This window comes from Acidobacteriota bacterium (assembly GCA_029861955.1).
GTDB lineage: Bacteria > Acidobacteriota > Polarisedimenticolia > Polarisedimenticolales > Polarisedimenticolaceae > JAOTYK01.
The window spans coordinates 27,867-53,084 of the sequence record JAOTYK010000008.1 but is presented as its reverse complement, the minus strand read 5'-3'; the positions used below and the strand labels follow the sequence as shown (position 1 = coordinate 53,084).

Sequence of the window (25,218 nt, the reverse complement as noted above, 5' to 3'; positions counted from 1 at the left end):
CCCCGGGGAGCGCACATGGACTGGCCCATCACTCTGACCCAGATCCAGCAGTCCCGTTCCCGCATGGCCTCCCACATCCCAACCACCCCGTTCCGCCGCTACCCCCTCCTGGAATCCGCCATCGGTCACGAGATCCAGCTCTTCGTGAAACACGAGAACCACTGCCCGACCAACTCCTTCAAGGCCCGCAACGGTCTGTCTTTCATGACCGCGTTGCCCGAGGCCGACCGTCCACGGGGTGTGGTGGCTGCGACCCGCGGGAACCACGGCCAGGGGCTGGCCTGGGCCGGGGGAATCTGCGACGTCCCGGTGACGGTGTTCGTGCCCCACGGCAACAATCCCGAGAAGAACGCGGCGATGGTCGCTTTCGGGGCCCGTCTGATCGAGGCCGGACACGATTACGACGAGAGCCTCGTCGCCGCTAAGGACTGGGTCCGGCAAGAGGGCGCGGTCCTGGCCCATTCCACCAACGATCCCGAGATCATCGCCGGCGCCGGGACCCTCTCCCTGGAGATGTACGAGCAGCAGCCGGAGCTGGACGCCGTGGTGGTGACCGTGGGAGGCGGCTCCCAGGCGGTGGGGGCCATGACGGTCTTCCGGGCGTTGCGTCCCTCGGTGGCCGTCTACGCGGCCCAGGCCCGCCAGGCGGCGGCGATCCATGACAGTTGGCACGCCGGCGAGAAGCGAGAGACCGCCCGGGCCGACACCTTCGCCGACGGGCTGGCGACCCGATCCCCCTATTCTCTGACCTTTCCGGCTCTTCTTGCGGGGCTGACCGACTTCGTGACGGTGACGGAGGCCCAGGCAGCGGGCGGCGTTCGACTCTATCTGTCGGCGGCGCACCAGCTGGCGGAGGGGGCCGCAGGGGTCGGTCTGGCCGCGGTCCGCCAACTGACCGAGCGTCTGGCGGGGCAGCGGGTCGGGTTGGTGCTTTCCGGGGGAAATATCGATCGTGAGACCCTGAAACGGGTTCTCAATAACGACCTCTGAAACGACTGCTGATCGACTGGTACCGGAGGTGGGAGTCGAACCCACACACCCTTTCGGGCGGGGGATTTTGAATCCCCTGCGTCTGCCATTCCGCCACTCCGGCACAGGTGGGCGGATTCTAGCGCAGTGCCCAGCCAGGCGAAAGAGCGAGCTAAGTTGTTGACAAATCGACTAATTATCGGTACTTTAATGCACCCACTTCAGCGTCCCCCGGTAGCGCCGTTGCGCCCATCCACCCTTGGGAGAGTTCCATTGGACTTCAAAGTCGGAGATAAGGTTGTCTACCCGAACCATGGTGTCGGGGTGATCGAAGAGGTGGCTAAACGGGCCATCGGAGATGTGAAGGGTTCCTTCTACTGTCTCCGGATCCTGTCCACCGACAGTACCGTCATGGTGCCGGTCAACAACACGGCGGCGGTCGGCCTGCGAAAGGTCCTCACCAAACGGGAAGTGACCCGGGTCGTCAAGACCCTCAAAGACGGCGAAGTCACCACCTACGATGACTGGAAAGGCCGATTTCAAGCCAACTCCGACAAGATGCGCACCGGCGACATCAAGGCCGTGGCAGAGGTTCTGAAGAGCCTGACCATGCTCAACGAGGTCAAGCCGCTGTCCTACAGAGAGCGGAAGATGTTGGATCGCGCCCGATTCCTGCTGGTCTCGGAGCTGGCGGAAGCCGGCGGCAAGGACTCCGAGACGGTCGAGCAGAATATCGACGACGCCCTCGCCGAGGCGATGAAGCTCAACCAGCCCAAGATCGAGCACTAGCCGACCCCGTAGGGAAGGTCTGAGGGGATGGACAACCTCGTCCTGATCCGGACGGTCGCCGTCCTCCACGCCAGTCTCACGCGGACCGTCCTGGCCGATATTCGCCAGGAGGGGCCGTTCTGGTTTCGGGCCCGTTTCGAGGGACCGGACCGACCCCGATCCCTACTGATCTCGATGCAACCGGAGATGCCGTGGATCGTGCAACCGATCCGTCTGGCGGCGTCCCCTCCACGGGTCCGAACCCCGTTCCTCGATGGCCTGCGAAAACGGCTCATGGGGATCGTCCTCGCCGCCGTCGAGAAGCCGACCTTCGATCGCTGGGTCCGTCTTCGTTTTGAGAGCGGCGCGTGCCTGTTGATCGAGCTCTCGCCCCACGGCGCCAACCTCATCCTCGTCGATGAAGACGATCGCGTCGTCCAGGCGTTGCGTTCTCCCCGGCGTCGCGCCGCGTCGTGTGAACCCGGCGCCGTCTGGCAGCCGCCGTCGCTCCCGTCCGGACTCGTGGATCCCTCGTCGGCCGACCCGGCGACCCTCGATCTCGCCGTGCAGCAGGGAACGTCTACGGGAGACGTCCTCTTCGAGTCCATCCGACGTCGCGTGTTCGGCATCGGTAGCGAAGGGGCGTCGCTCGTGGCGGCCGAGAGCCGCGGCGTCGATGTCGGCCGTTGCATCCGGCGAAACGTTCAGGCCGTCGAGGATGGGCAGGTCGATCCGGTGATCCGCATCGACGACGACGGCAGCACCCATCTCCTACCGTGGCCCCCACGAGACGACGCCGACGTCACCACGGAGAGGAACGCGGCGAGCACCGCCGGCCGCTACTACATGGAACGCGAGTGGGACCAGATGGAGCAGCGGCGTCGGGAGGGGCTGATGGTCATCCTCGATCGCGAGCTGGACCGTCTGCGCAAGGCGATGGATCGCGTGCAATCGGACCTGGACCGTCTGGGAGATCCCGGCGTTCATCGTCGTCAGGCCGAGGCCCTCGCCGCGGGGCTGACCCAGCTTCTGCGAGAGGGCGATCGTTGGACGGTACCGGACCCGCAGGATCCGGCTTCGCGACTGGTGATCCCCCATCGAGGAGGCGCCGGACCGGCGGAGACCATCGACGAGCTCTACGGACGGGGACGCCGGGCCGAACGCGGACGCCAGGAGGTGCAGGAGCGGCTTCGACGGTTACAGGCGACTCGCGACTCGCTCTTGCAGATCCAGGGTCACGACTCGCTGGATCCCGACCGGTTGGAGGCGGGGCTGCGGGCGGCGGGGGTGCCGGTGGGGCTGCGTACCGACACGCGGGCGGAACGTCTGTCGGCCCAGATCCGTCGACCACGGATCGAAGGCGTGCGGATGTTGACCAGTCGGGCGGGGGAGACCATCCTGATCGGTCGCAACGCCAAGGAGAACCAGCACGTCACTTTCCGTCTGGCAGGGCCCGAGGACTTCTGGTTCCACGCTCTGGGGGTCACCGGGGCCCATGTCATCGTCCGCAACGAGCAACGGCGAAAGCGTCCGCGGGAAGAGACCCTGGAAGATGCGGCGGCGGCGGCGGCCTATTTCAGCGATGCCCGAAATCAGGCCTGGGTGGATGTGCAGTGGACGCGGCGAAAGTGGGTTCGCAAGCCCCGCGGTGGCGCCCCGGGGGCGGTCCTGGTCAAACGGTCCGAGACGATTCGGGTCCGACCGGGCATTGAGAGACAGGTCTGACAGAGGATCCGGGAAGGTTTTGGGTAAGCCGAGCCATCTTTCGTTAAAATCCCACAATGTTTTGCCGGATTGGTTGACCTTGCCGTGGGGATGAAATAGATTCGCCCTCCGTGACCCTCTGGTGGGCGGAGGAGGCCGGACATCGTACGCGACGGGTTCAAGCTTGTAGGGGGTCTGGGCCTCGCAATGGTCCTACTCTGGTGGGTTTTTCGCGGCCAGGACCTGAATGGGGTCGGCGAGCAGATCCGCCGCGCGTCGCTGAGCCTACTTCTGCTTGGGGCCCTGATGAATATCGCCCATATCCCGTTCCGGGTCCTGAGGTGGCGTTACCTACTAGATGATGGTGGCCGTCAGATTCCCTTTCGTCCGCTTTTCGTGGCGGTGGTGGTGGGGTACATGACCAGCTGGATCTTGCCCGGTCGATTGGGAGAGATCGTCCGACCGATGCTGCTCTCCAGCCGGACCGACGTCTCGTTGGGGCCGGCGCTGGGTTCGGTGGTCGGGGACCGGCTGCTGGATGCGGTGACGGTGGCGGCGCTCTTCGGTGTCGCCAGCCTGTTGGTTCCCCTCGAGGGCGCGGTCGGCGAACACGCCGCATTGATCCGTGGTGGGGCAGGCCTCATCGCAACCGTCAGCATCGCGGCCCTCATCGTGATGGTCCTGGTCTCACGCAGCGCCGACACCGTCCGACGTCGATCCGCGGAAGCCCGTGGACCGATCCGCTGGGTCATCCACACCGTGCTGTCCTTGGCCGAAGGCGTGAAGCCTCTCGTGCGACCTCGTGTGCTGTTCTGGGTCGCTGTGCATAGTGTCCTGGCCTGGGTCGCGATCGGGCTCAGCACCTATCTGTGCATCCGCGCCTCCGGCGTGGAGATTCCGCTCGCCGGTGTCTGGTTGATCATGCCATTGTTGGTCCTGGGGATCGCCGTACCGACACCGGGCGGGGCCGGTTCGTATCACCTGGCTCTGAAGACCGGTGTGATGCTATTCGGCGTGACGGAGTTGCTGGCGTTGGGCGCCGGGTTGCTGACCCATCTCGCGTCGACGCTTCCCGTGTTATTGCTCGGCCTGCTGTTTTTGTGGACCGAGAAGATCTCCTGGCGTGACATGCTAGCCGCAGCCCGGAGTCGTCCGACTGCCGCTCGGGCCGGGTAGGAGAAGTCCGTCATGAAGTGCCCTTTCTGTGCACACATCAAGGACAAGGTCGTCGATTCCCGCGAGAGCGGAACCGGTGATGCGATCCGACGTCGTCGCGAGTGTCTCGAGTGTGGGCGTCGCTTTACGTCCTACGAACGGATCGAGGAGATTCCGTACCTCGTCGTGAAGAAGGACGGGCGTCGTGAAGCGTTCGATCGCGGCAAGTTGACCGCCGGTCTCCATCGTGCGTGTGAGAAACGACCGGTGTCGGCGAAGGCCCTGGACGATCTGGTCGACGAGGTCGAGCAGATGGTTCATGAGTCCACCGACAGAGAGCTGGCGACTCAGATCATTGGTGAGCGGGTCATGCGACGCCTCGCCGAACTCGACAAGGTCGCGTACGTGCGCTTCGCGTCGGTGTACCGGCAGTTCGAAGATGTGAACGAGTTCATGATCGAGCTACGCGGATTACTGGAAACAAGAAAATGATCTTCCCCTCAATCTCACGAATGGAGCGACGAATCCGATGACCAACACGCTGGGGCCACTGATGGAAGTGGCTCGTATCCAGAGCGAGATCAATCGACTGTTCGAGAATCTATCGAGCCTCGGCGGTGACGAGGCCGGTGCGAGTTGGATGCCCAATATCGACATCCTCGAGACCGAGGAGACGCTGGTCTTGCGTGTCGAGTTGCCCGGCGTCGAGCCGGCCGCTCTGTCGCTCTCGGTCCACGGAGGCGACATCATCATCCGCGGTGAAAAGCAGCGGACCGAGACCCACCCGGAGCAGACGCAACTCGAAGGCGAGCGAGACTTCGGTCCGTTTCGCCGGGTGATCCATCTCGGCGTTCCGGTGAACACCCGGCAAGCTGCGGCGACACTCGTGGACGGTCTCCTGACGGTTCGTTTTCCGAAGGTTCCCAATCGACGCGGCGAAGAAGTGCCGATCGAGGTAAGCACACGATGACCTCCGACGATGCAAACGTCCGCGACGAAGCGGTCAACGTTCCCGACGAACTTCCGGTTCTCCCGCTGCGGGACGTGGTGGTCTACCCGTTCATCATCGCCCCGCTGTCCGTAGCTCGAGAGATCTCGATCTCTGCCGTGGATAGCGCGTTGGCGGAGAACCGCATGATCCTGCTGACCGCACAGCGGGACAAGGATGTCGAGGAGCCGGCAGGCGACGACATCTTCCGCATGGGTACGGTCGCGGTCATCATGCGAATGCTCAAGCTTCCCGATGGCCGCATTCGTGTGCTCGTGCAGGGTGTCTGTCGGGCCCGGATTACCGAGGTCGTCTCGACGGTGCCCTATCTACAGGCACGGATCGAGCGGGTGAGCGAACCGGAGTGCGCGGACGACGCCATCGAGCAAGAGGCCCGAATGCGTAGTGTGAAGCGACTCCTGGAGCGCGCCTCCAGTCTCGGCAAGAATCTCCCGTCCGAGGTGATGGTGATCGCGGGCAACCTCGAAGAGCCCGGACGTCTCGCGGATCTGGCCGCCTCTAACCTCGATCTCAAGGTCGAGGAAGCTCAGGAGGTGTTGGAGACCCTGGAGCCCGGCGCCCGTCTCACTCGGATCCATGACTTCCTCAAGCGCGAGATGGATCTGCTCTCGATGCAACGAGAGATCGACTCGCTGGCCCGTGACGAGATGGATCGTTCTCAACGCGAGTACTACCTACGCCATCAGATGAAAGCGATCATGATGGAACTTGGCGAAGGGAACGAGCTTCACGAAGAGGTCGAGCAGTATCGCGAGAAAGCCAAGGACTTGAAGTTCTCCGACGAGGCCGAAAAGGAGTTCGGTCGCCAGTTGAAGAAGTTGGAGCGGATGCATCCGGACTCGACCGAGGCGACGACGGTCCGCAACTATCTCGACTGGATGACCGACCTGCCGTGGGGCAAGTGCACCGAAGACAACCTGGATCTCGAGACCGCGGCCGGGATCCTCGACGAGGATCATCACGGCCTCGGCGAGATCAAGCAACGGATCCTCGAGTACCTGTCGGTGCGAAAACTGAAGAACGACAGCAAGGGCCCGATCCTCTGCTTCGTCGGGCCTCCCGGTGTGGGAAAGACCTCTCTCGGTCGATCCATCGCGCGATCGCTGGGTCGCAACTTCTTCCGGCTGGCGCTCGGTGGCGTCAAGGACGAGGCCGAGATCCGCGGGCATCGACGCACCTACGTCGGTTCGATGCCCGGGCGGGTGATTCAGGGGATCCACCACACGGGATCGCAGAACCCCGTCTTCATGCTGGATGAGGTCGACAAGATCAGCTCCGATTTCCGTGGCGATCCGTCGGCGGCGTTGCTGGAGGTTCTCGACCCGGAACAGAACCACACGTTCCGGGATCATTACCTGGGCGTGCCGTACGATCTGTCCGACACGCTGTTCATAGCGACGGCCAATCTGCTGGATCCGATTCAGCCGGCCTTTCGCGATCGGATGGAGGTGATCCGTCTGTCGGGCTACACCGAGGAAGAGAAGCTGACGATCAGTCAGCGCCACCTGGTGCCTCGACAGATCCACGAGAACGGGCTGGGCGAGAAGCTCATCGAGTTCTCGGAGAACTCGCTAAGAACGATGATCGGCGAGTACACCCGCGAAGCGGGGCTGCGAAACCTGGAGCGCACCATCGGGTCGGTCTGTCGCAAGGTCGCCCATCAGGTCGCCCAGGGTCGCAAGAAGAAGGTCCGTGTCATCGCTTCCAGCCTCGAGGCATATCTCGGTCCTGCGATCGTCAGCCGTGAAGAGGCGATGCAGGGCGATCAGGTCGGCGTGGCCACCGGTCTGGCCTGGACCGAGTCCGGCGGCGACGTGCTGTTCATCGAGGCGACGATCATGAGTGGCAAGGGCAACCTGATTCTCACGGGACAGCTCGGTGACGTGATGAAGGAGTCCGCTCAGGCGGCACTTTCCTACGCCCGAACCCATGCGGCCGAATTCGATATCCCCGCCGACTACTTCGACGGCAAGGACATCCATATCCACGTGCCTCAGGGAGCGATCCCGAAGGATGGCCCGTCGGCGGGCATCACCCTCGCCACGGCGATGTTGTCGGTCTTCACCGGGCGGCCGGTGCGGAGCGACGTGGCGATGACCGGCGAGATCACGCTCCGTGGGAACGTGCTACCGGTCGGTGGCATCAAGGAGAAGGTCCTGGCGGCCCGTCGCAGCGGCATCAAGAAGATCATCCTGCCCAAGGCCAGCGGAAAGCAGGTGGACGAGGTGCCCAAGGCCCTCCGTCGCGATATCGAGTTCGTCCTGGCGTCCCAGATCGACGACGTTTTGGCCGTCGCCCTGACGCCGGCCGGGAAGCCGTCGGCCCCGGCCAGGGTCCCGGCCGCCAGCGGGCGAGAGCCACAGCCGACCCACTAGTTCCCGGCCAGGAGCCGTCTGCGCTATTTTGTCCGTCTTCGATGGGCTCCTAGACGGGGAACGATGTCGGGCCGTACCACATCCGAGACAGCCACGGGACGAACCTCCCGGATTCGGAGCGTGCATGCGTGACGAAGCCGAGAGGATCAGGGCCGCGGCAGCCGGTGATCGAGACGCTTTCGACCAGCTCGTCCGTGCCAAGCGCGAACGGGTGGTGCGGACGGCGTATCAGATCACCGGAAACCTCGAGGACGCTCTCGACGTTGCCCAGGGGGTGTTCCTCAAGCTCTGGCAGGGGCTGGATCGTTACGACCCCGCCAGGACGTTTGACACTTGGGTGTACAGGATCACCGTGAACGCCGCCATCGACAGCCTACGAAGCAAGGGACCGAAGGGGATGATGCACGCGCTGCCCGACGAGGCGGCGGAGATCCTGCCGGCACCGGAGAAGCGAACCGCCGACGAGCGTCTGGATCTCGGTTCGCTCCAGGCCGCATTCCGGCGGCTGGCAGCGACGCTGGCACCCAAACAAAGGGCTGCGTTCGTCCTCCGCGAGATCGAGGGACGGACGACCAGCGATGTGGCCAGGATCCTGGATGTCACCGAGTCCACCGTCCGGAACCATCTGTTGCAGGCGAGACGCATCCTGCGTCGCGGACTCGAGCGCGACTATCCGGAACTGATCCAGGGCTTCGGGGACTCCGAAGATCGCGACGATCGTGGAGGCGGATCGTGACGCACCCTCTGCACTTACACAACGACGCACTGCGTCGCCTGTCGGACGACACGTCGTCCGCGGACCGCACGGTTGCGCTGCGTCATCTCGAGGACTGCGCCGACTGTCGGGCTCGCTGGGCCGCTGCCGACGAGAGTCGACTCTTCGCACTCCTCGCCACGCAGGAGATTCCGCTCGAAGCGCTGGATCGGCTCAGTGCCTCGGTTCGCACGGGGATTGAAGCGCCCGCCGCATCGCGTCGCCGACACGGCCTGGGCTTCAGCGTCGCCGCCTCTCTGTTGCTGGCGCTTGTGCTGGGTGGGATCGCGACGTGGGGTCCGCCGAAGGAGCCGGCACCGGAGATCGCCGCGGTCGAAGCCGGTGAACCGGCGCCGACCAACGCCACCTTCGAACTCCTCTCCTCGCCGGGACACGCGCAGGTCGTCGATTTATCCGTCGGGGAGACCCAGATCGTGATGATCTTCGACGAGGCGCTCGACCTGTGATGCGGAGACTCCCAGGACTGTTGTGTCTGGTTGCGCTCTCGTTCGGAGTGCTGCTGGCGCAGGCCCCCGATCGCCAGGATCCGATCTCGGCCCGAGCCTACGAGATCGACTTCCGTCCGTTGTCCGACGTCGCCGAGCTGATCGAACCGCTGCTGTCGGAAGACGGCATGATCTCGCTCCGACCACGATTGGATACCCTGGTCATCGAAGATCGCCAGTCGGTCCTCGACCGGATCGGGGAGCTCATCGAGAGCTTCGATCTGCCACCTCGCAACGTTGAAGTGAAACTCACCCTGGTCCTCGGGATGGATCAGCGACGATCGGACGAAGAGCTCGCCGCGACCCGCGATGCTCGGCGTCAGGCACCGTCCGTCGATGAGTTGTCCCGAGAGGTCCGAGGGATTCTCGAGACCCTCGGTGATTTCACGCGCTGGAGCGCGTACGAGCCGCTGGGGAGCCTGGCGGTCGTCGGTGCCGAGGGCGAACAGCTGCAGGTGGAACTCTCCGCCGAGTACCGCGTCGTCTTCGTCATCGAGGCGATTCAGGAAGGATCGCAGAAGATCAAGCTCAGTGGATTCACGTTGCAGCGATTGACGCGAGATCCGGAAGGGCTCCCGGTGGTCGAGGAGCTCTACAGCAGCGTTCCGGTGCTCACCGCCGGTCGCCTCTCGGTCGTCGGTGCCGCATCCGGTGCGGATGCCGACCGCGCGTTGTTCCTGATGTTGCAGGCGGAGGTGCGCTGATGACGGAGTTCGTCTGTCGTGTCGCCAATGCCACGGGTGAGGTCTACGAGCGCTCCATCAACGCCGTTGACGAGGCCACGGTCCGTCGTGATCTGGAGAGTCAGGATCTGATGATCCTCGACGTGCGTAAACCCAGTGCGTTGATCGGGGCGCTGAAGAGTCTCTTTCGAATCAAACGCGGCATCTCGATGAGCGAGTTTCTGATCTTCAATCAGGAGCTGGCGGCCCTGGTTCGTGCCGGATTGCCGATCGTTCCCAGTCTGGAGCTGTTGATCGAGCGAAGGGACCCCGGTATTTTCCGCGACGCGTTGCAGGATATCCGCGAGCGGGTCAAGGGTGGCGAGGCGCTGAGCGAGGCGTTTCAGGCACAGGGTGACCTGGTCCCGCCGCTCTACTCGGCAAGCCTGGCCTCCGGGGAGACGACCGGTGACATGGGTGCGGTTCTGGCGCGCTTCATCGAGTACACCAAGAAGGTGCTGGCCATTCGCTCGAAGGTCATCTCGTCGATGATCTACCCGGCGGTCTTGCTGGTTCTCTCGTTGGGTCTGATCGGGCTCATGGTTTTCTTCATTATCCCGAAATTCGAGACGTTCCTCTCCGGATTCGACACCGAATTACCATTGTTGACGCGGGTTGTCGTCGGTAGCGCAACGTTTATCACGTCGCAGTGGAAAATCGTCGTGGTCGTGCTTATCTCCTTGTTCATTGGTATGGGCACCTGGGGCCGCACGAGCGCGGGTCTGATCATGGTCGATCGGATCAAGTTGCGGCTCCCTCTGGTGGGGAAGATTATCCGTTTCTACGCCCAGACACGATTTACCCGGACCCTCGCGGCGTTGCAGGCCGGTGGGTTGCCACTCGTGAACTCTCTCGAGCTTGCGGCGCGTGCCGCAGGCAACCGTGTGTTCGAGTCCGCCCTGTTCCACGTCGTTGGGCGGGTTCGTGAGGGACAGTCGCTCTGGGAGTCGTTGGACGAGACGAAATTGATGACGGGAATCTCGGTGCAGATGATCAAGGTCGGCGAGTCGACCGGTGCTCTGGTCGAGATGTTGGAGAACGCATCGGAGTTTACCGAGAACGAGATCGATCAGAGGCTTACACGATTGGTGGCTCTGGTCGAGCCGTTGATGCTGGTGTTCATGGCCATCCTTGTGGCCATCATGCTGATGTCGGTCTATATGCCGTTGATCAACCTCTACGGCAATAGCGGTGGGTTCTAGGCGATGAGGGAACAGGTCGATGGCTGAAGAGGTACAACTCGACGCTGCGTTGCAGACGCAGGAAGACGCGATCAACGAAGAGTTCGCTGCGCGGAAACTCGCGGACCGTCTTGGCCTGGAGTATGTCGATCTTGAACAGTTCGAGATTGACCCCGAGCTGTTCCGCTCGATTCCCGTCGACCTGATGTTCCGTTACAACTTCGTTCCGCGTCATCGGACGGAGACGGGGCTCGTGGTGGTGGTCGCGGATCCCGCCGATGTCCTGATGATCGACGAGCTCGAGCTGCTGCTCGGCACCGGGATCACGGTCTCGGTCGGCACCTCGTCGGCGATTCAGGAGATCCTCAAGAAGAGCGAGTCGTCCCAGCGTGTGCTGGAAGAGGCGACCGAGGGCTTCCGTCTTCAGATCATCACCGAGGATGCGGACACCGGCGAAGAGACGCTGTCCATCGACAAGATGACCGAGGGGTCGTCGCCGATCATCAAGCTGGTCGACTCGACCATCTTCAACGCACTACAACGTCGCGCATCGGATATGCATTTCGAGACTCGCGACAAGCAGGTCGTGATCAAGTACCGCATCGACGGTGTGCTGTACCAGGCGATGGAGCCGATCGATAAGAAATTCCACTCACCGATCATCTCGCGTCTGAAGGTCATGTCCGAGTTGGACATCTCCGAGAAGCGAATTCCCCAGGACGGTCGGTTCAAACTTCGCATCAAGGGCAGAACGATTGACTTTCGTGTGTCGATCGTTCCGACCGCCCACGGTGAAGACTGCGTCATCCGTGTCCTGGACAAGGAATCGACCAGTCAGGAGTTCTCGTCCCTCAGCCTCGAGGTCTGTGGCTTCGAGGAGAAGGACAAGGCACGACTCCGCCGCTTCATCAAGGAACCTTACGGCATGGTCCTCGTCACGGGTCCGACGGGATCGGGTAAGACCACGACCCTCTACGCCGCGCTGGCCGAGATCACCAACGAGGAAGACAAGATCATCACCATCGAGGACCCGGTCGAGTATCAGATGCCCGGGATTACCCAGATCCCCGTCAACGAGAAGAAGGGCCTGACCTTCTCCAAGGGGCTGCGGGCGATCCTACGGCATGACCCCGACAAGGTGATGGTGGGCGAGATCCGCGATCCGGAGACCGCCGCGATCGCTATCCAGTCGGCGTTGACGGGTCATCTTGTGTTTACCACGGTCCATGCCAACAACGTCGTCGATGTGGTCGGTCGTTTCCTCAACATGAACGTCGAGCCCTACAACTTCGTCTCGGCCCTCAACTGCATCCTCGCCCAGCGGCTCGTGCGTCTGATTTGCGAGCATTGCAAGCAGAAGGTCCAGGCAACCCCGCAGCTGCTGATGGAGTCGGGCCTGGATGTCCATCGATTCCGCGACTGGACGTTCTACGAGGGTCGTGGCTGCATCGATTGCAACGGCACCGGTTACCGTGGGAGAACCGCGATCGCCGAACTACTGAACATGTCGGATCGGATTCGCGAAATGATCCTGCAACGTAAGCCGGGCTCGGACATCAAGCGCGCCGCCAAGGAAGAGGGGATGACGTTCCTTCGCGAGGCGGCGTTGTCCAAGGCCTTCGCCGGCAAGACAACCCTTTACGAGATCAACAAGGTCACCTTCGTCGACTGAGGAACTGGTAGATATTATGGCAACCGTTACCGACATCTTGGAACGCATTCGCACCGTCGATCTGGAGTCGCAACTCGGGTTGCGGGCTCCGTCGCCGCCGGTCGTCGTCTCTCTGGTGGGGGACGACCTGTCGTTGATCCGCGTCAAACCGTCCCGTCGCGGGAAGCCGGTTCTCGAGGCGGTGCAGAGTCGAACACTGTCCGAGGGTGTCGTCCCCACCTCGATCTTCGACGCCAATCCGGCGGACGCCGGCAAGCTCACGCTGACGTTGCGCGAACTCCTGGAGGCCAGCGGGACGCGTCCAGGGCGTGCGTCCCTGGTGCTCCCCGACAACCTGGCCAAGGTCAGCCTGTTCACGTTGCCGGAGCGGCCGGCCAATCGTCGAGTCCTCGACGAGCTGGTGCGAGCGAAGATGCGCAAGGCGATCCCGTTTCGTCTCAAGGAGGCCAGCCTCTCGTACGAGTCGCTGCCGTCCGAGGGCAAGGGCGTAACGATGCTTGTCGTGGTTGTGCGGCGCTCCCTCACGGACCGCTTCGAGCAGGCCTTCGAGGCCTGTGGCTGTCGTCTCGGCTTGATCGATCTCAGCACCCCTAACCTACTAAACCTCTGCCGGGAGAAGGTGACCGAAGCCGGGGACGGGGACACGGCGATCCTCAACTGTGCGGGGACCCACTTCTCGCTGGTCATCATGCGAAATCAAAACATCATCTTCTATCGCAGCAAGTCCCTGGCCCAGGAGCCCGGCGAGGGGATGGCCGCCAACAGCGGGCTGCTCCGTGAGCTGTCCAGTTCCTTCTCGTACTACGAGGAGAAGCTCGGCGGGGAGGGCGTCGGCCGGGTCATCCTGCGCAACGTCGCCAACGACAACGACGCTTTGGAGGCGCGGTTGGGTCAGATCGGCTGTGGGCGGATCGAGACGCTGACCTCTTCCGACGCGATCGACTTGGCACCGGGAGTCGGCTTCAGTGGCTCTCAGGCGACGGTCCTGGCGCCGGCCATCGGCGTCGTGGCGGGGAGGGGCTAGGTCGTGCGTCCACTTGATCTCAACCTGGCCCATCGGCCATACCGCAACAACACGCTGTTGTGGATTGTGACCGGTCTCGCGGTGCTGGCGCTGGTGGCGGGAACCGTCTGGGAGGTTCGCTCCTTCCTGGACTACAGCGCGCGACTGAAGATGATGACCCAGGATGTTTCTACCTTCGATGAGCAGGAAGAGGAATTGGAGCAACGGGATCGCGCAGCTCGCAAGGAGATCGCGACCTTCGATCTTGCCGTCCTGGAAGGACAGGTTCGGAAGGCCAACGATGTCATCGAGCGCAAGGCGTTCTCCTGGACGGGGCTGTTCAATCAGCTCGAGGCCTGTCAGCCCAACGATGTGAAAATGGTGACGATCCGGCCGGAGTTCGGGCGGTCTCGCACCCGTCGTGGCGGACGCGCCCAACTGACGTCCGCCGAGGATCTGGGATTTCCCGTCGCCATCGAGGCCATCGCCAAGAACTTCCCGTCGGTCCTCGACATGCAGAATCAACTATTTGAGTCGCCTCACTTCGGACGAGTCGAGATGGAACGGATCTCCAAGAGCGATCTGGGGACCAGCGAATACCTGGTGGTCGCCCGTTTCATGTACTACCCCGACGGAAGCGACGAAGCGGTCAGCGATGCCGGTGACGCGGCCGAGGTTGCGGACGAGACGGAGACGGAGGAGGCGCCATGAACAAACGACGCATCCGTTTCGATATCCGGCAGAGCGCTAGACCGATCCTGATCGGTGTGGGTATCTGGTTGGCATTGGGGCTGGCATTCTGGTTCCTGATGCTGCAACCGAAACTGGAAGAGCATCGGGCCCTGGTGGATGACAGCGGACCGGTTCGACAGGCCCTCGAGGTGCGTCGTAATCAGGTCGAGGCGGTAGAGGACTACTCCGAGAGCCTCGAGCAGGCCGAGCGCGATCTCCATGAGCTGCGCGACGCGTTGTCGGTACGAGACCTGCGCGCGGTGGCGGTTCAGTCCGAGGTCGAGACGATCTGTCGCGAATTCGGTATCGGTTGGGATTCGATCAATATCGAGAACGAGTCGATGCGAGCGCAGGCCATGGAGCGGATGGCGATGATCGTCCCGCTCACGGGTGGTTACTCCAATCTGCGGAAGTTCATCCAGGCCGTCGAGGGCTCCGACGAGTTCCTGGTGGTGGAGCAGGTCTCCCTGGGCGAGAGTGCCGATGGTAGCCAGCAGTTGATCCTCAACATCACCCTGACGACCTACTTCGAGGCCCCGGAAGCGTTGCGTCAAGAGACCCGGAAGCCCCAGGGCGTCGACGAATCCGCGGCACGGAGGGCGTGATGAGGCCGCTGACCCAGAGCGAGAAGATCCTCCTGTCACTCCTGGCCGTGGTGGCCTTCGGCTTCTTCTACATGACGCGTGACAAGGTCGGCGCCGGCGTGATCAGCGCCACGGATAGCGCCGACATGAACCTCAAGCCGATCCCCGCCGTCAACATGGCGGAGCTGTCGCCGGAGAGAGACGACTACGACCCCGACGGACGGAACCTGTTCCGTTACTTCGTGCCGAAGCCTCCGCCACGACCGCCACGGCCAAAGCCGAAACCGCAAGAAATCGCGAAGACACTCCCGACGCCACAGCCGCCGAAGCCGACGGTCAAGCCGACGCCGACCAAGCGGGCCCCTCGGGCTCCCAACATGGGCTTCGATTACCTGGGCTATCTTGGGCCGAAGGACAACAAGATCGCCGTCTTCTCAGAAGGCGAGGAAGTCCTGCTGGCACGGATCGGTGACGTCGTGCAGCAGCAATTCCGCCTGGTGGATTTCGGTTTCGAGGCGGTGGTGATGGGTTATACCGATGATACGTTCAAGGATCAGACGAAGGAACTGGCCCAAGTGGGCCGTTAGGGAGAGGTTCGTGGGACGACCATCCAGACAATGGATTCGATTGGCGGCGGTCATTGCGCTGTTGTTCATGCTCTCGGGCTGTGCAGCCAAGAAGGCATACGAACAGGCGGAACGTGACCAGCGCCGAGAGAACCTCGATGCGGCGGTACTGGGTTACAGCAAGGCGGTCGCCATGGACCCGGGAAACACCCGTTACACGGTGGCCCTGGGTCGGGCCAAGCTGCTGTCATCGAGCCAGCACTTCCTCAAGGGACAACGGTTCCACAACGCCGGACAGCTGGAGTTGGCCATTGCCGAGTACCAGCAGACACTCCTGCTGAATCCCGGTAACGAGCATGCCAGCAACGAGCTGAATCGGGCGATCAAGGAGTTTCGGATTTCGAAGTCCGGCCCCTCGGAGATCGAAGAGCTGAAGGCCCGCGCGGCACGCCGGAGTCTGGGTCCACCGGAGTTGGATCCGACGTCCAATATCCCGATCCTGATGAACTTCAAGGAGACCGAGGCGCGCAAGATCTTCGAGGCCGTCGGAAAGGTCGCCGGAATCAATTTCATCTTCGACGAGAAGGTCGACGACGACAAGCCACTGACTCTCGATATCGGCAACGTCAGTTTCGCCAAGGCGCTCAACATTCTGATGTTGCGCACGAAGAACGACTACAAGGTGATCGACGAGCACACGCTGTTGATCTACCCCGACTCTCGTCAGAAGCGTCAGGAGTACGAGGACCAGGTGATTCGCACCTTCTTCCTCAGTAACGCAGACCCGAAGACCGTGACAACGCTGCTGCGATCGCTTCTTCAATCCCGACAGATCGCGGAGAACACGGACCTGAACTCCATCACGATCAAGGACACGCCATCCAAGGTGGCCATCGCCGAACGGATCATCAACGCCAACGACAAGTCCAAGGGCGAGGTGATCATCGATGTGGAGCTGCTCGAGATCAATCGCACCGTGGCCAAGACCCTCGGCATCGATCTCTCGTCCAAGACGTTCTCTCTCAGCTTCGGCGATGGGCAGCAGTCGTTACCCGTGAATCAGCTGGACCAGCTTGGCAAGGCCGCCAACTGGACGGTCGGTGTGATCCCGAGCGTCGTGCTCAACTTCCTCAAGAGCGATTCGGAGACCAAGACGGTCGCCAAGCCGCAGCTCCGCGTGGCGGAAGGCGAGCAGGCCGAGATCCTCATCGGCGACCGCGTGCCGATCCCCTCGACCTCGTTCAACACGTCCCAGACCGTCGGTGGCAACATCGTCCCGATCACGTCGTTCACCTATCAGAACGTCGGTATCACCGTGCAGATCGAGCCCCGGGTCCATCACAACAAGGAAGTAACCCTCAAGGTCCAGGTCGAGATCTCGCAGATCAGTTCGTTCGTCGAGACCGGTCCGGGCCAGAGTCAACCGATCATCGGCACCCGTCAGATCCAGTCGGTCTTGCGGCTGCGGGATGGCGAGACCAACGTCATCGCCGGCCTGATCCAGACGACCGACCAGGACACGCTGTCCGGTGTGCCGGGGTTGATCGACATTCCCGGGATCCGACGGATCTTCAGCAACAGCAGTCAACAGTCGACCGAGACCGACATCATCATGACCCTGACACCGCGGATCGTCCGCATCCCGGATATCACCGAAGAGGATCTGATGACCCTCTGGGTCGGCACCGAGGATAAGACGGTCCTCCGTGGTCCGGCAGTCGGTGCCGGGGGTGTGGGGCCGTTCGGCGCCGCCGAGGACGCGGGAGACCTACCGTTCACCGGTAACGGGGACGCCGGCAGCGGTGTGGCGAGCAACCCCAACGCAGGCGACGACGACGCCGATGATCCGCGCGGCCTGGACCGCTCCGGGGACGACAACAACGCGGCGGACGGTACCGATGACACGACGGGGAATGACGACGGCGAAGCCGAGCGCTCCCGGCGTCGCAACGGTAACGACGATGACGCCGATACCGAGCCCGATGACCCGGCCGACGACCCACCGCAAACCGTCGCGGTGGTCAACCTGGTGCCGAGCGCCCAGACGATCGGCGTCGGATCGACCCTCGTGGTGCAGGTCAACGTGGGCAACGCCAGCAACGTGGGCTCGATCCCGTTCCATCTCTCCTACAACCCGGAGGTGATGCGCTTCGTTTCGGCGGCCGAGGGGCCGATGATGCGCTCCGACGGGGCCAACACGGTCTTCCTGGCACGAGACTCGGGGACGGCGGTGATCGTCGGTCTCTCGAGACTCGGCGCGCCCCAGGGTGCCTCGGGAACGGGCACTCTCGGGACCTTCCAGTTCCAGGCGATCGCACCGGGGAACGCCGGCTTTGGTTTCCTGGGCGCCAGCGTGACCGATCCTCAGGCCCAGCCGTTGCCGGCGGCGTTTAACGTAATTCCGGTCGAGGTTCAGTAGTGTTCAAACGGCGACAGCGGGGGCGCGGCCAACGGGGTGTCACCCTGGTGGAGCTGGTCGCCGTCACGGCGGTCCTCGCGGTGATGGCGTCCGTGGCCCTTCCCGTCGCCAACACCATGCTCAAGCGTCGCAAGGAGGTCGTCCTACGACGCAACCTGCGCGAGATACGTGAGGCCATCGATAAGTTCCAGTTCGATACCGAACGCTACGAGGGGCTGAAGACCCAGGTCCTCAGCGCCACCAACGAAGAAGGCTATCCGGAAGAGTTGAAATGGCTCTACGAAGGGGTCGATATCGGCGACGCCGCCGGGACCAAGATCAAGTACCTCCGTCGGTTGCCGATCGATCCGATGACCGGGTCCGACGAGTGGGGTACCCGGTCGAGTCGCGACGAACCCGGTTCGCTGTTTTCCGATGGCATCAACATCATGGACGTCTACAGCCTCTCCGAGGCGGTGGGACTGAATGATGTGCCGTACTCGGAGTGGTAGGAGTGAGTGTCGTGAGCAAGAAGCGAGCAAAAGGTCAGGCCGGCTTTACGCTGGTCGAGATGTTGGTAGTGGTGGCCCTGATCGGTATCGTCGCGGCCATCGCGGTCGGGCAGTACGGTCGTGCCATCGATCGCGCACGAGAGGCGACGCTGAGAGAAAACCTCTTCGTCATGCGGACCCAGATCAACAACTACTTTGCCGACAAGGGCCGCTACCCCTACGACCTGCACGCGCTGGTCGACGACAAATACCTGCGAGCCGTCCCGCAGGACCCCGTCACTCAGAGTGCGGACACCTGGGACGTCATCATGAACGAAGTCTCTGACCAGGATATCTCGACCGAGCCGGGCATCGTCGATGTCCGAAGCGGTGCCTCGGGCGTTTCGCTGGACGGTACGCTCTTTTCAGATTGGTAAGCCCCCTGTGAACGAGGAGTGTGATCGATGATTCGCGAAACAAGTAAACGAACGTTACAAACCGTTGGTCTGTTACTCCTTATGTTCAGCGCGTCGTGGGCGCTGCTGTCTTGCAATAGTGACGGAGTCCTGGCGCCGGCGACAGCCCAGTTCACCGTCACGGCCTCACCGTCCGAGATCGTCATCGACGAGACCGCCGGCGAGTCCGAGGGCACATCGACGATCACCGTCCTGGTGCTCAACGAGGGTGGCTTCCCACTGGAGGACATCAAGATCACGTTCTCGACGACCGCCGGCGTTCTCGCCTCGGCCGGCGCTACGGGATCGCCGCCGACGGAGATCCTGACCGACGACAACGGGCTGGCGGTCGATGTCCTCACGATGACCAGCAGCGACCCGGCCGCGGCGACCGTCACGGCCAGCTCGGCGGCGGCGTCCCAGCCGGTCATGATCACGAAGACGATCTTCGAGTCCACTGACCCGTTCGCCGTGATCGACGTCAGCCCGGACAGCCCGGCGGTTCGTGGAACCCTGGTTCTGTTCGACGGCCGTGACTCCGACGACTCCGACGGCGACCCGATCACCTGCTACCAGTGGGAGATCGATTCCACCAACAACACCAATGACGAGATCGTGCAGGGTGTCAGTACCTTCTCTCGCACCTACAACACGGATCAGAATCTATCCGTCATCCTACGTGTCAGCGACGATCCAGCCGCCACGGCGGTCTGCCCGCCCAACAGTTCGCCGGCGGATCCTGCGCTGTTCAGTCTGGACATCGACGCGATCGCCTACCAGATCGTCTGCGATCCGACGGGGCCATCGGCCGCGGCGGGCACCGATCAGATCATCACGCTCAGTGGCGGCTCGGCCTCCGTCGTCCTCGACGCCAGTGGATCCAGCGACCCGGACTCCGGGATCGCTTCCTACTCGTGGAACTGCGGCAACGGAGACCCGACGATCCAGTCTCCGGTGGCGACGTGTACGTACACCAACTCGTTGACCTACACCGCGACGGTCACCGTGACCAACGGCTGCGGTCAACCCTCCACCGATACGGTTCGAGTTACGGTGACGAACCCCTGAGGCCAGGTTGAAGCAACGGTTCCAAAAGACGATGGGTTCGCCACGGACGGGAGAGGCCGGTCATCTGATGGCCGGTCTGGTCGCCACACTGGCGATCCTGATGATCTTCTCGCTGGTGGGCTACCAGGCGTGGGAGGACATGCTTCACCGGGAGATGGAAGCCGAGATGGTCTTCCGGGCGCAGGACATCGTCCGCGGCATCCAGCGATACCGACGGGCCAACGGTGGCATCGCGCCGGTCAACTGGGAGAAGCTGATGGAGCGGGGCCCCCAGGGCCAGTATTTCCTTCGGAAGCAATGGACCGACCCCCTGGTGCCCGATGGCGAATGGGGGATGCTCTACATCGGACCCAACGGGCAGATCGTGGATCCCAATCGCAACCCCGACGACCTGGGGCTTGGCGGTTCGGGCTCCCCATTCGGCTCGGACCGTGGCGGGCGAAACCGCGATCGTCGATCACCGCTGGATCGCAATGGAGGCGACTCGGAGCCGCCCGGTTCCGGTGGCCGCCTGGACTCCGGCATGAACCAGAACCGAGACAATCCTCTGGGCGGCGTGGCCAATTCCGGCAGTTTCGCCAACCGGAGTGGTGAGAGTGGCCTGCCCATCGCCGGGGTTCGCAGCCTGTGCGAGAAGACGCCGTTCCGGATCTATCGAGACCTGACCGAATACAGCGAGTGGACCTTCACCTACCTGGATATCGACCAGCCCCAGGGACAGCCGGGGCAGCAGGGCCAACGGGAGGCCGGCAACCCGACCAACACCAATCCCAACGCCGTGGCCGGCGCGTCACCGGTCCAACGAGCCCGGGAGGGTTTCGGCGGGCTGGGAGGCGCGGGCAGCGCCGGAAACAGCGCCCAGCCCGGTGGGACGACGGCCCCGGGGTTTGGCCAGCCGGGTCAGGGGAGTACCGACGCGTTCGGCAACGACACCGGCAGCACCTTCAACCAGCCCGGTACCCAGGGGACACCCGGCGAGAATCGGCGACGCCCCCCTCGACGTCAGGGGCAGGGTCTCCAGCTCCGGGACAACCCGCAAAATAACAACCAACAAAACAACAATCAGCAGAACAACAATCCGTAAACGCTCCGCCGAGTCCCTGCTATAATCGGCTTTTGCACCGGCTGTTTCGCGCATCCGTTGCCCGTCCGACGGAGCTCACGCCGTCCAACATCCCCGATGATTCGCAGGAAAAAGTTCGCCAGCGGCCTGACCCTGTTGACGGAGAGCATCCCCCACGTGCGCTCGGTCTGTGTCGGGGTGTGGCTCCGTCGCGGCAGCCGCCACGAGGCGGCACGGGTCAACGGGATCTCCCACTTCATCGAGCATCTGGTCTTCAAGGGCACGCGCAATCGCTCGGCCCGTGACATCGCGTTGCAGATGGACTCGGTGGGTGGGCAGATGGACGCCTTCACCTCCAAGGAATACACCTGTTTCTACGCCAAGGTGTTGGACGAGCATCTCGACGTGGCCGTCAACCTGCTGGCGGACATCGTCCAGAACCCGCTCTTCGACGCCGATGAGGTCGAGCGGGAACGGAAGGTCGTCCTGGAAGAGATCCAGATGGTCGACGACACCCCCGACGACCTGATCTACGACCTGTTCGCCTCCCATTTCTATCCGGGGCATGTGCTGGGTCGCCCGATCCAGGGAACCGCCGAGTCGGTCGGCGGCCTGACGCGGCGTCAGTTGATGTCGTTCTTCCGCAATGCCTATCGCCCCGAGAACATGCTGATCGTCGCCACCGGAGATGTCGATCACGGACGTCTCTCCCGCAAGATCGGTCGGGCCTTCGGCAATCTCGAGAGGGGCAGTCGCGGGCTCCGTCACCAGGCCTTGCCACGACCCCACGGGGGACTGGTGACACGGTCGCGGAAAGAGCTGGCCCAACTCCATCTGCTGATGGGGTTACCGGCGTTTCCCGATCGGGGGACACGACGCTATCCGCTCTACGTCTTCAACACGTTGCTGGGGGGGACCATGTCCTCGCGGCTATTCCAGCGGATCCGCGAAGAACGGGGCCTGGTCTACAGCGTCTACTCCGCCGTAAACGGTTTCGTCGATGCGGGCTTCCTGGCGATCTACGCCGCCACCAGCCCGCAAAAGGGACCGGAGGTGCTGGAGGTCGTGCAGGAGGAACTGCGAGACCTCCGCGACAACGGGCCCACCGCCGAGGAACTGAGGGTGGCCAAGGAGCATCTCAAGGGATCGCTGATGCTCTCCCTGGAGTCCACCTCCAGTCGGATGTCCAACGTCGCCCGGCAAGAGATCTACTACGGACGTCAGTTCACGATGGAAGAGACGCTGGCCGGCGTAGAGTCGGTCGATCGGGATCAGGTTCAGGATATCGCTCGTCACATTGTTGCCGACCGCGAGATGAGTGTCGCGGCGGTCGGCAAGATCGGCAGCATCAAACGACTTTCGGGGGCCTTGAAACTATGAAACAGAATCACCACGAGGCATCGAACGTCACCCTGGCGTCCACGGACGGGGGCGCAGCCTCCAAGACGACCGTGCAGGTTCGTGCGGTGCCGGGGGCCGAGGATCTCCCGTTACCGTCTCAGGCCACCGGAGACTCGGCGGGGTTCGACCTCCGGGCCAACATCGACGGTGTTCTGACCTTGCAACCCGGGGGTCGCTATCGTGTCGCGACGGGGATTGCCATCGCCCTTCCGTCGGGCTACGAGGCCCAGGTGCGACCTCGCAGCGGACTGGCCTGGAAGCATGGACTCACCCTGCTGAATTCCCCCGGCACCATCGACGCGGATTACCGTGGCGAGATCCAGGTGATCCTGATCCACCACGGAGACCAGCTGTTCAGCGTGAGACGGGGCGATCGGATCGCCCAGTTGGTGGTCCAACGGCTTCCGCGGGTCACCTGGCAGGCCGTCACGACCCTGCCGGAGACCGATCGGGGTGCCGGCGGCTTCGGCCACACCGGGGATCATTGAGGGTGGGGCTTCGATTCCAACCGCTCGGCAGCGGCTCCCGTGGCAACGCCGCGCTGGTCCAGTTCGGCGAAGCGACCCTGCTGGTCGATGCGGGGCTCTCGGCCCGTGCGATGACCCGTCGGCTCGTCGAGGCCGGTGTCGAGCCGTCGTCGGTCTCTGCCATCGTGCTCTCTCACGAGCATCAGGATCACAGCCGAGGCGCTCAGCTGTTTTCCCGCCAGCATCAGGTGACCGTGGCCTGTTCCAGGGCGACCCTGGAGGCGATGGACTGTTCGCCGGAACACTTCCATCGCTGGGAGTCGCTTCCGGCCGAGGGGAACCAGTGTGTGGCCGGCGTGAACGTGAGGACGTTCCCCGTTCCCCACGACGCGGCTCGTCCGGTGGGCTTCGTTCTCGAGCGAGACGGTCTGCGGGTGGGTGTGGCGACCGACCTGGGTCACGCCACGACGCTGGTGCGTCAGCGACTGCTGGGCTGCCACCTGTTGATGATCGAATCGAACTACGACCCGGTCCTGCTGAATCAGGGACGGTATCCGTGGCAGATCAAACAACGGGTCTCCGGTCGGATGGGTCACCTGTCCAACGCGGCGGCAGCGGCGTTGCTGGGCGAGGTGGTCGATGACCGCTGTTACGCCGTGGTGCTGGCCCATCTCTCCGAGAACAACAATCGACCCGAACTGGCACGACAGGCGGCATCCGGCGTGCTGGCCGAGAGGGGGTACGCGCGGGTTCGCATGCGTGTCGCATCGCCACGCGCTCTGACCCCCGCGCTGTGGTTGGATCATGACGGTGTTCGCGAAGAGGAGAGTCTACGTTGATCGATCGGTACACACGAAAAGAGATGGCCGCGCTCTGGAGCGAGGACTCCCGTCTCCGTAGTTGGTTGGACGTCGAGCTTGCGGTCTGTGAGGTCTTGACCCTCGAGGGGATCGTCCCCGAAGAAGACATGGCGGTGATCCGCGAGAAGGCCGACTTCGACATCGACCGGATCGCCGAGATCGAGGCGACCGTGGGTCACGACGTCATCGCGTTCTGCACCAGCGTCGCCGAGAAGGTCGGGCCCGCGTCCCGCCATATCCACTACGGCCTGACCTCGTCCGACGTGGTCGATACGGCCCAGGCCCTGCGGATCGTTCGCGCCACCGATCGATTGCTGGCCGGAATCGAAGCGATGCTGACGGTGCTGCGGAAGCAGGCCCTGGCCCATCGCCAGACCGTGATGGTCGGTCGGACCCACGGCATCCACGCCGAGCCCTACACGCTGGGTCTGAAGTTCGCGTCGTGGTATGCCGAGGCGCAGAGGAATCGCCAGCGGCTGACCGCCGTCCGCGAGGAGATCGCCGTCGGCAAGATCTCCGGGTCGGTCGGGACCTACGCCCACCTGGGACCCCAGGTCGAGGCGGCGGTTATGGAGCGCCTGGGGTTGAAGGCGGAGACCGTGTCGACCCAGGTCGTCGCAAGGGATCGCCTGGCTAATTACATGGGCGTGCTTGGCGTCCTGGCCTCGTCCCTGGACCGGATCGCCACCGAGATCCGCCACCTGCAACGGTCCGACGTGCGAGAGGTCGAGGAGCCATTCCGCGCCGGCCAGAAGGGCTCGTCGTCGATGCCCCACAAACGCAACCCGATCCGTTGCGAGAACGTCTCGGGGTTGGCCCGGGTGGTCCGCTCCAACGTCCAGGCGGCCCTGGAGAATGTTGCCCTGTGGCACGAGCGCGACATCTCCCACTCGTCGGTCGAGCGGGTGATCGTTCCGGACTCGACGACGCTCTGCGATTTCATGCTGTCCCGGATGACGTCGGTGCTGGACGGGCTCCACGTCTATCCCGAGCGGATGCAACAGAATATGCAGATCACCCGCGGGCTGGTCTTCTCTCAGGCGGTCCTGCTGGCGCTCACCGAGTCGGGGATGGCCCGGGACGATGCGTTTGCCATCGTGCAGCGGAACGCCATGCGGACCTGGGCCGGGGAGGGGTCGTTCCGGGAGCTTTTGGCCGCCGATGACGCGGTCCTCCAGGCACTGCCCGACGGACGATTCGAGGCCTGCTTCGAACCCGAGAAGTTTCTGCAGCACGTCGACACGATTTACGAGAGGACCTTTGGCGGCAAACAATAGCCAGGGTTCGCTATAATCTATTTTTGACCCGGGAGTCA

Annotated in this window: 25 protein-coding genes and 1 tRNA gene; 25 read left to right on the top strand and 1 reads right to left on the bottom strand. The window is 63.3% G+C overall.

Annotated elements, in window-relative coordinates; genetic code table 11:
- Positions 1-15 precede the first annotated feature (15 nt).
- Entirely contained in the window at positions 16-990 is a 975-nt protein-coding gene (locus OES25_05310; protein MDH3627058.1) for a pyridoxal-phosphate dependent enzyme, read from the top strand.
- 17 nt (positions 991-1,007) lie between these two features.
- Here the strand turns inward: OES25_05310 and OES25_05305 are convergent.
- Positions 1,008-1,093, bottom strand: a tRNA-Leu gene (locus tag OES25_05305).
- Positions 1,094-1,242: 149 nt separating this feature from the next.
- Between OES25_05305 and OES25_05300 the strand changes: the two genes are divergently transcribed.
- The 24 genes from OES25_05300 to purB all read left to right on the top strand — a co-directional run bounded on the left by OES25_05300 (position 1,243) and on the right by purB (position 25,180).
- Complete coding sequence (locus tag OES25_05300; GenBank protein ID MDH3627057.1) at positions 1,243-1,758, top strand: CarD family transcriptional regulator; 516 nt, start codon at positions 1,243-1,245, stop codon at positions 1,756-1,758.
- Between the two features lie 27 nt (positions 1,759-1,785).
- Positions 1,786-3,462 (top strand): NFACT RNA binding domain-containing protein, encoded by a 1,677-nt coding sequence (locus OES25_05295; protein MDH3627056.1) that lies wholly within the window; start codon positions 1,786-1,788, stop codon positions 3,460-3,462.
- 174 nt (positions 3,463-3,636) lie between these two features.
- Positions 3,637-4,617, top strand: coding sequence for a flippase-like domain-containing protein (locus tag OES25_05290; protein ID MDH3627055.1), 981 nt, complete (start codon positions 3,637-3,639; stop codon positions 4,615-4,617).
- A gap of 12 nt (positions 4,618-4,629) precedes the next feature.
- Complete coding sequence (nrdR, locus tag OES25_05285; protein MDH3627054.1) at positions 4,630-5,088, top strand: transcriptional regulator NrdR; 459 nt, start codon at positions 4,630-4,632, stop codon at positions 5,086-5,088.
- 37 nt (positions 5,089-5,125) lie between these two features.
- Positions 5,126-5,566: an Hsp20/alpha crystallin family protein gene (locus OES25_05280; GenBank protein ID MDH3627053.1), complete on the top strand. Its 441-nt coding sequence runs from the start codon at positions 5,126-5,128 to the stop codon at positions 5,564-5,566.
- The gene (lon, locus tag OES25_05275; protein MDH3627052.1) at positions 5,563-7,980 is read left to right on the top strand and encodes an endopeptidase La; all 2,418 of its coding nucleotides are present in this window, start codon (positions 5,563-5,565) and stop codon (positions 7,978-7,980) included. The genes OES25_05280 and lon overlap by 4 nt, the downstream gene beginning before the upstream one ends.
- A gap of 124 nt (positions 7,981-8,104) precedes the next feature.
- Entirely contained in the window at positions 8,105-8,716 is a 612-nt protein-coding gene (locus OES25_05270; protein ID MDH3627051.1) for a sigma-70 family RNA polymerase sigma factor, read from the top strand.
- Positions 8,713-9,201, top strand: a complete 489-nt coding sequence (locus OES25_05265) for a hypothetical protein (GenBank protein ID MDH3627050.1) — start codon at positions 8,713-8,715, stop codon at positions 9,199-9,201. Before OES25_05270 ends, OES25_05265 begins: the two co-directional genes overlap by 4 nt.
- Positions 9,201-9,944, top strand: a complete 744-nt coding sequence (locus OES25_05260) for a hypothetical protein (GenBank protein ID MDH3627049.1) — start codon at positions 9,201-9,203, stop codon at positions 9,942-9,944. Before OES25_05265 ends, OES25_05260 begins: the two co-directional genes overlap by 1 nt.
- On the top strand, positions 9,944-11,164 hold the full coding sequence (locus tag OES25_05255) for a type II secretion system F family protein (GenBank protein MDH3627048.1): 1,221 nt from the start codon (positions 9,944-9,946) through the stop codon (positions 11,162-11,164). The genes OES25_05260 and OES25_05255 overlap by 1 nt, the downstream gene beginning before the upstream one ends.
- Before the next feature lie 19 nt (positions 11,165-11,183).
- On the top strand, positions 11,184-12,815 hold the full coding sequence (locus tag OES25_05250; protein ID MDH3627047.1) for an ATPase, T2SS/T4P/T4SS family: 1,632 nt from the start codon (positions 11,184-11,186) through the stop codon (positions 12,813-12,815).
- Positions 12,816-12,831: 16 nt separating this feature from the next.
- Positions 12,832-13,839 carry a pilus assembly protein PilM gene (gene pilM / locus OES25_05245; GenBank protein ID MDH3627046.1) on the top strand — a complete coding sequence of 336 codons (1,008 nt, stop codon included), beginning with the start codon at positions 12,832-12,834 and terminating at the stop codon, positions 13,837-13,839.
- A gap of 3 nt (positions 13,840-13,842) precedes the next feature.
- On the top strand, positions 13,843-14,529 hold the full coding sequence (locus OES25_05240) for a hypothetical protein (GenBank protein ID MDH3627045.1): 687 nt from the start codon (positions 13,843-13,845) through the stop codon (positions 14,527-14,529).
- Positions 14,526-15,155, top strand: a complete 630-nt coding sequence (gene pilO, locus OES25_05235; protein MDH3627044.1) for a type 4a pilus biogenesis protein PilO — start codon at positions 14,526-14,528, stop codon at positions 15,153-15,155. Before OES25_05240 ends, pilO begins: the two co-directional genes overlap by 4 nt.
- Entirely contained in the window at positions 15,155-15,721 is a 567-nt protein-coding gene (locus OES25_05230; GenBank protein ID MDH3627043.1) for a hypothetical protein, read from the top strand. Before pilO ends, OES25_05230 begins: the two co-directional genes overlap by 1 nt.
- A gap of 10 nt (positions 15,722-15,731) precedes the next feature.
- On the top strand, positions 15,732-18,119 hold the full coding sequence (locus OES25_05225) for a cohesin domain-containing protein (GenBank protein ID MDH3627042.1): 2,388 nt from the start codon (positions 15,732-15,734) through the stop codon (positions 18,117-18,119).
- The gene (locus tag OES25_05220; GenBank protein ID MDH3627041.1) at positions 18,119-18,610 is read left to right on the top strand and encodes a type II secretion system GspH family protein; all 492 of its coding nucleotides are present in this window, start codon (positions 18,119-18,121) and stop codon (positions 18,608-18,610) included. The genes OES25_05225 and OES25_05220 overlap by 1 nt, the downstream gene beginning before the upstream one ends.
- A gap of 11 nt (positions 18,611-18,621) precedes the next feature.
- Positions 18,622-19,026, top strand: a complete 405-nt coding sequence (locus tag OES25_05215) for a type II secretion system GspH family protein (GenBank protein MDH3627040.1) — start codon at positions 18,622-18,624, stop codon at positions 19,024-19,026.
- Positions 19,027-19,053: 27 nt separating this feature from the next.
- Positions 19,054-20,112 carry a PKD domain-containing protein gene (locus OES25_05210; protein MDH3627039.1) on the top strand — a complete coding sequence of 353 codons (1,059 nt, stop codon included), beginning with the start codon at positions 19,054-19,056 and terminating at the stop codon, positions 20,110-20,112.
- Positions 20,113-20,119: 7 nt separating this feature from the next.
- Positions 20,120-21,196 (top strand): hypothetical protein, encoded by a 1,077-nt coding sequence (locus OES25_05205; protein ID MDH3627038.1) that lies wholly within the window; start codon positions 20,120-20,122, stop codon positions 21,194-21,196.
- Between the two features lie 96 nt (positions 21,197-21,292).
- Entirely contained in the window at positions 21,293-22,555 is a 1,263-nt protein-coding gene (locus tag OES25_05200) for an insulinase family protein (protein MDH3627037.1), read from the top strand.
- A complete protein-coding gene (dut, locus tag OES25_05195) occupies positions 22,552-23,064 on the top strand; it encodes a dUTP diphosphatase (GenBank protein ID MDH3627036.1) in 513 nt (170 codons plus the stop codon). The genes OES25_05200 and dut overlap by 4 nt, the downstream gene beginning before the upstream one ends.
- Before the next feature lie 2 nt (positions 23,065-23,066).
- On the top strand, positions 23,067-23,882 hold the full coding sequence (locus tag OES25_05190) for an MBL fold metallo-hydrolase (protein ID MDH3627035.1): 816 nt from the start codon (positions 23,067-23,069) through the stop codon (positions 23,880-23,882).
- Entirely contained in the window at positions 23,879-25,180 is a 1,302-nt protein-coding gene (purB, locus tag OES25_05185) for an adenylosuccinate lyase (GenBank protein ID MDH3627034.1), read from the top strand. Before OES25_05190 ends, purB begins: the two co-directional genes overlap by 4 nt.
- The last annotated feature ends 38 nt before the right edge of the window (positions 25,181-25,218 follow it).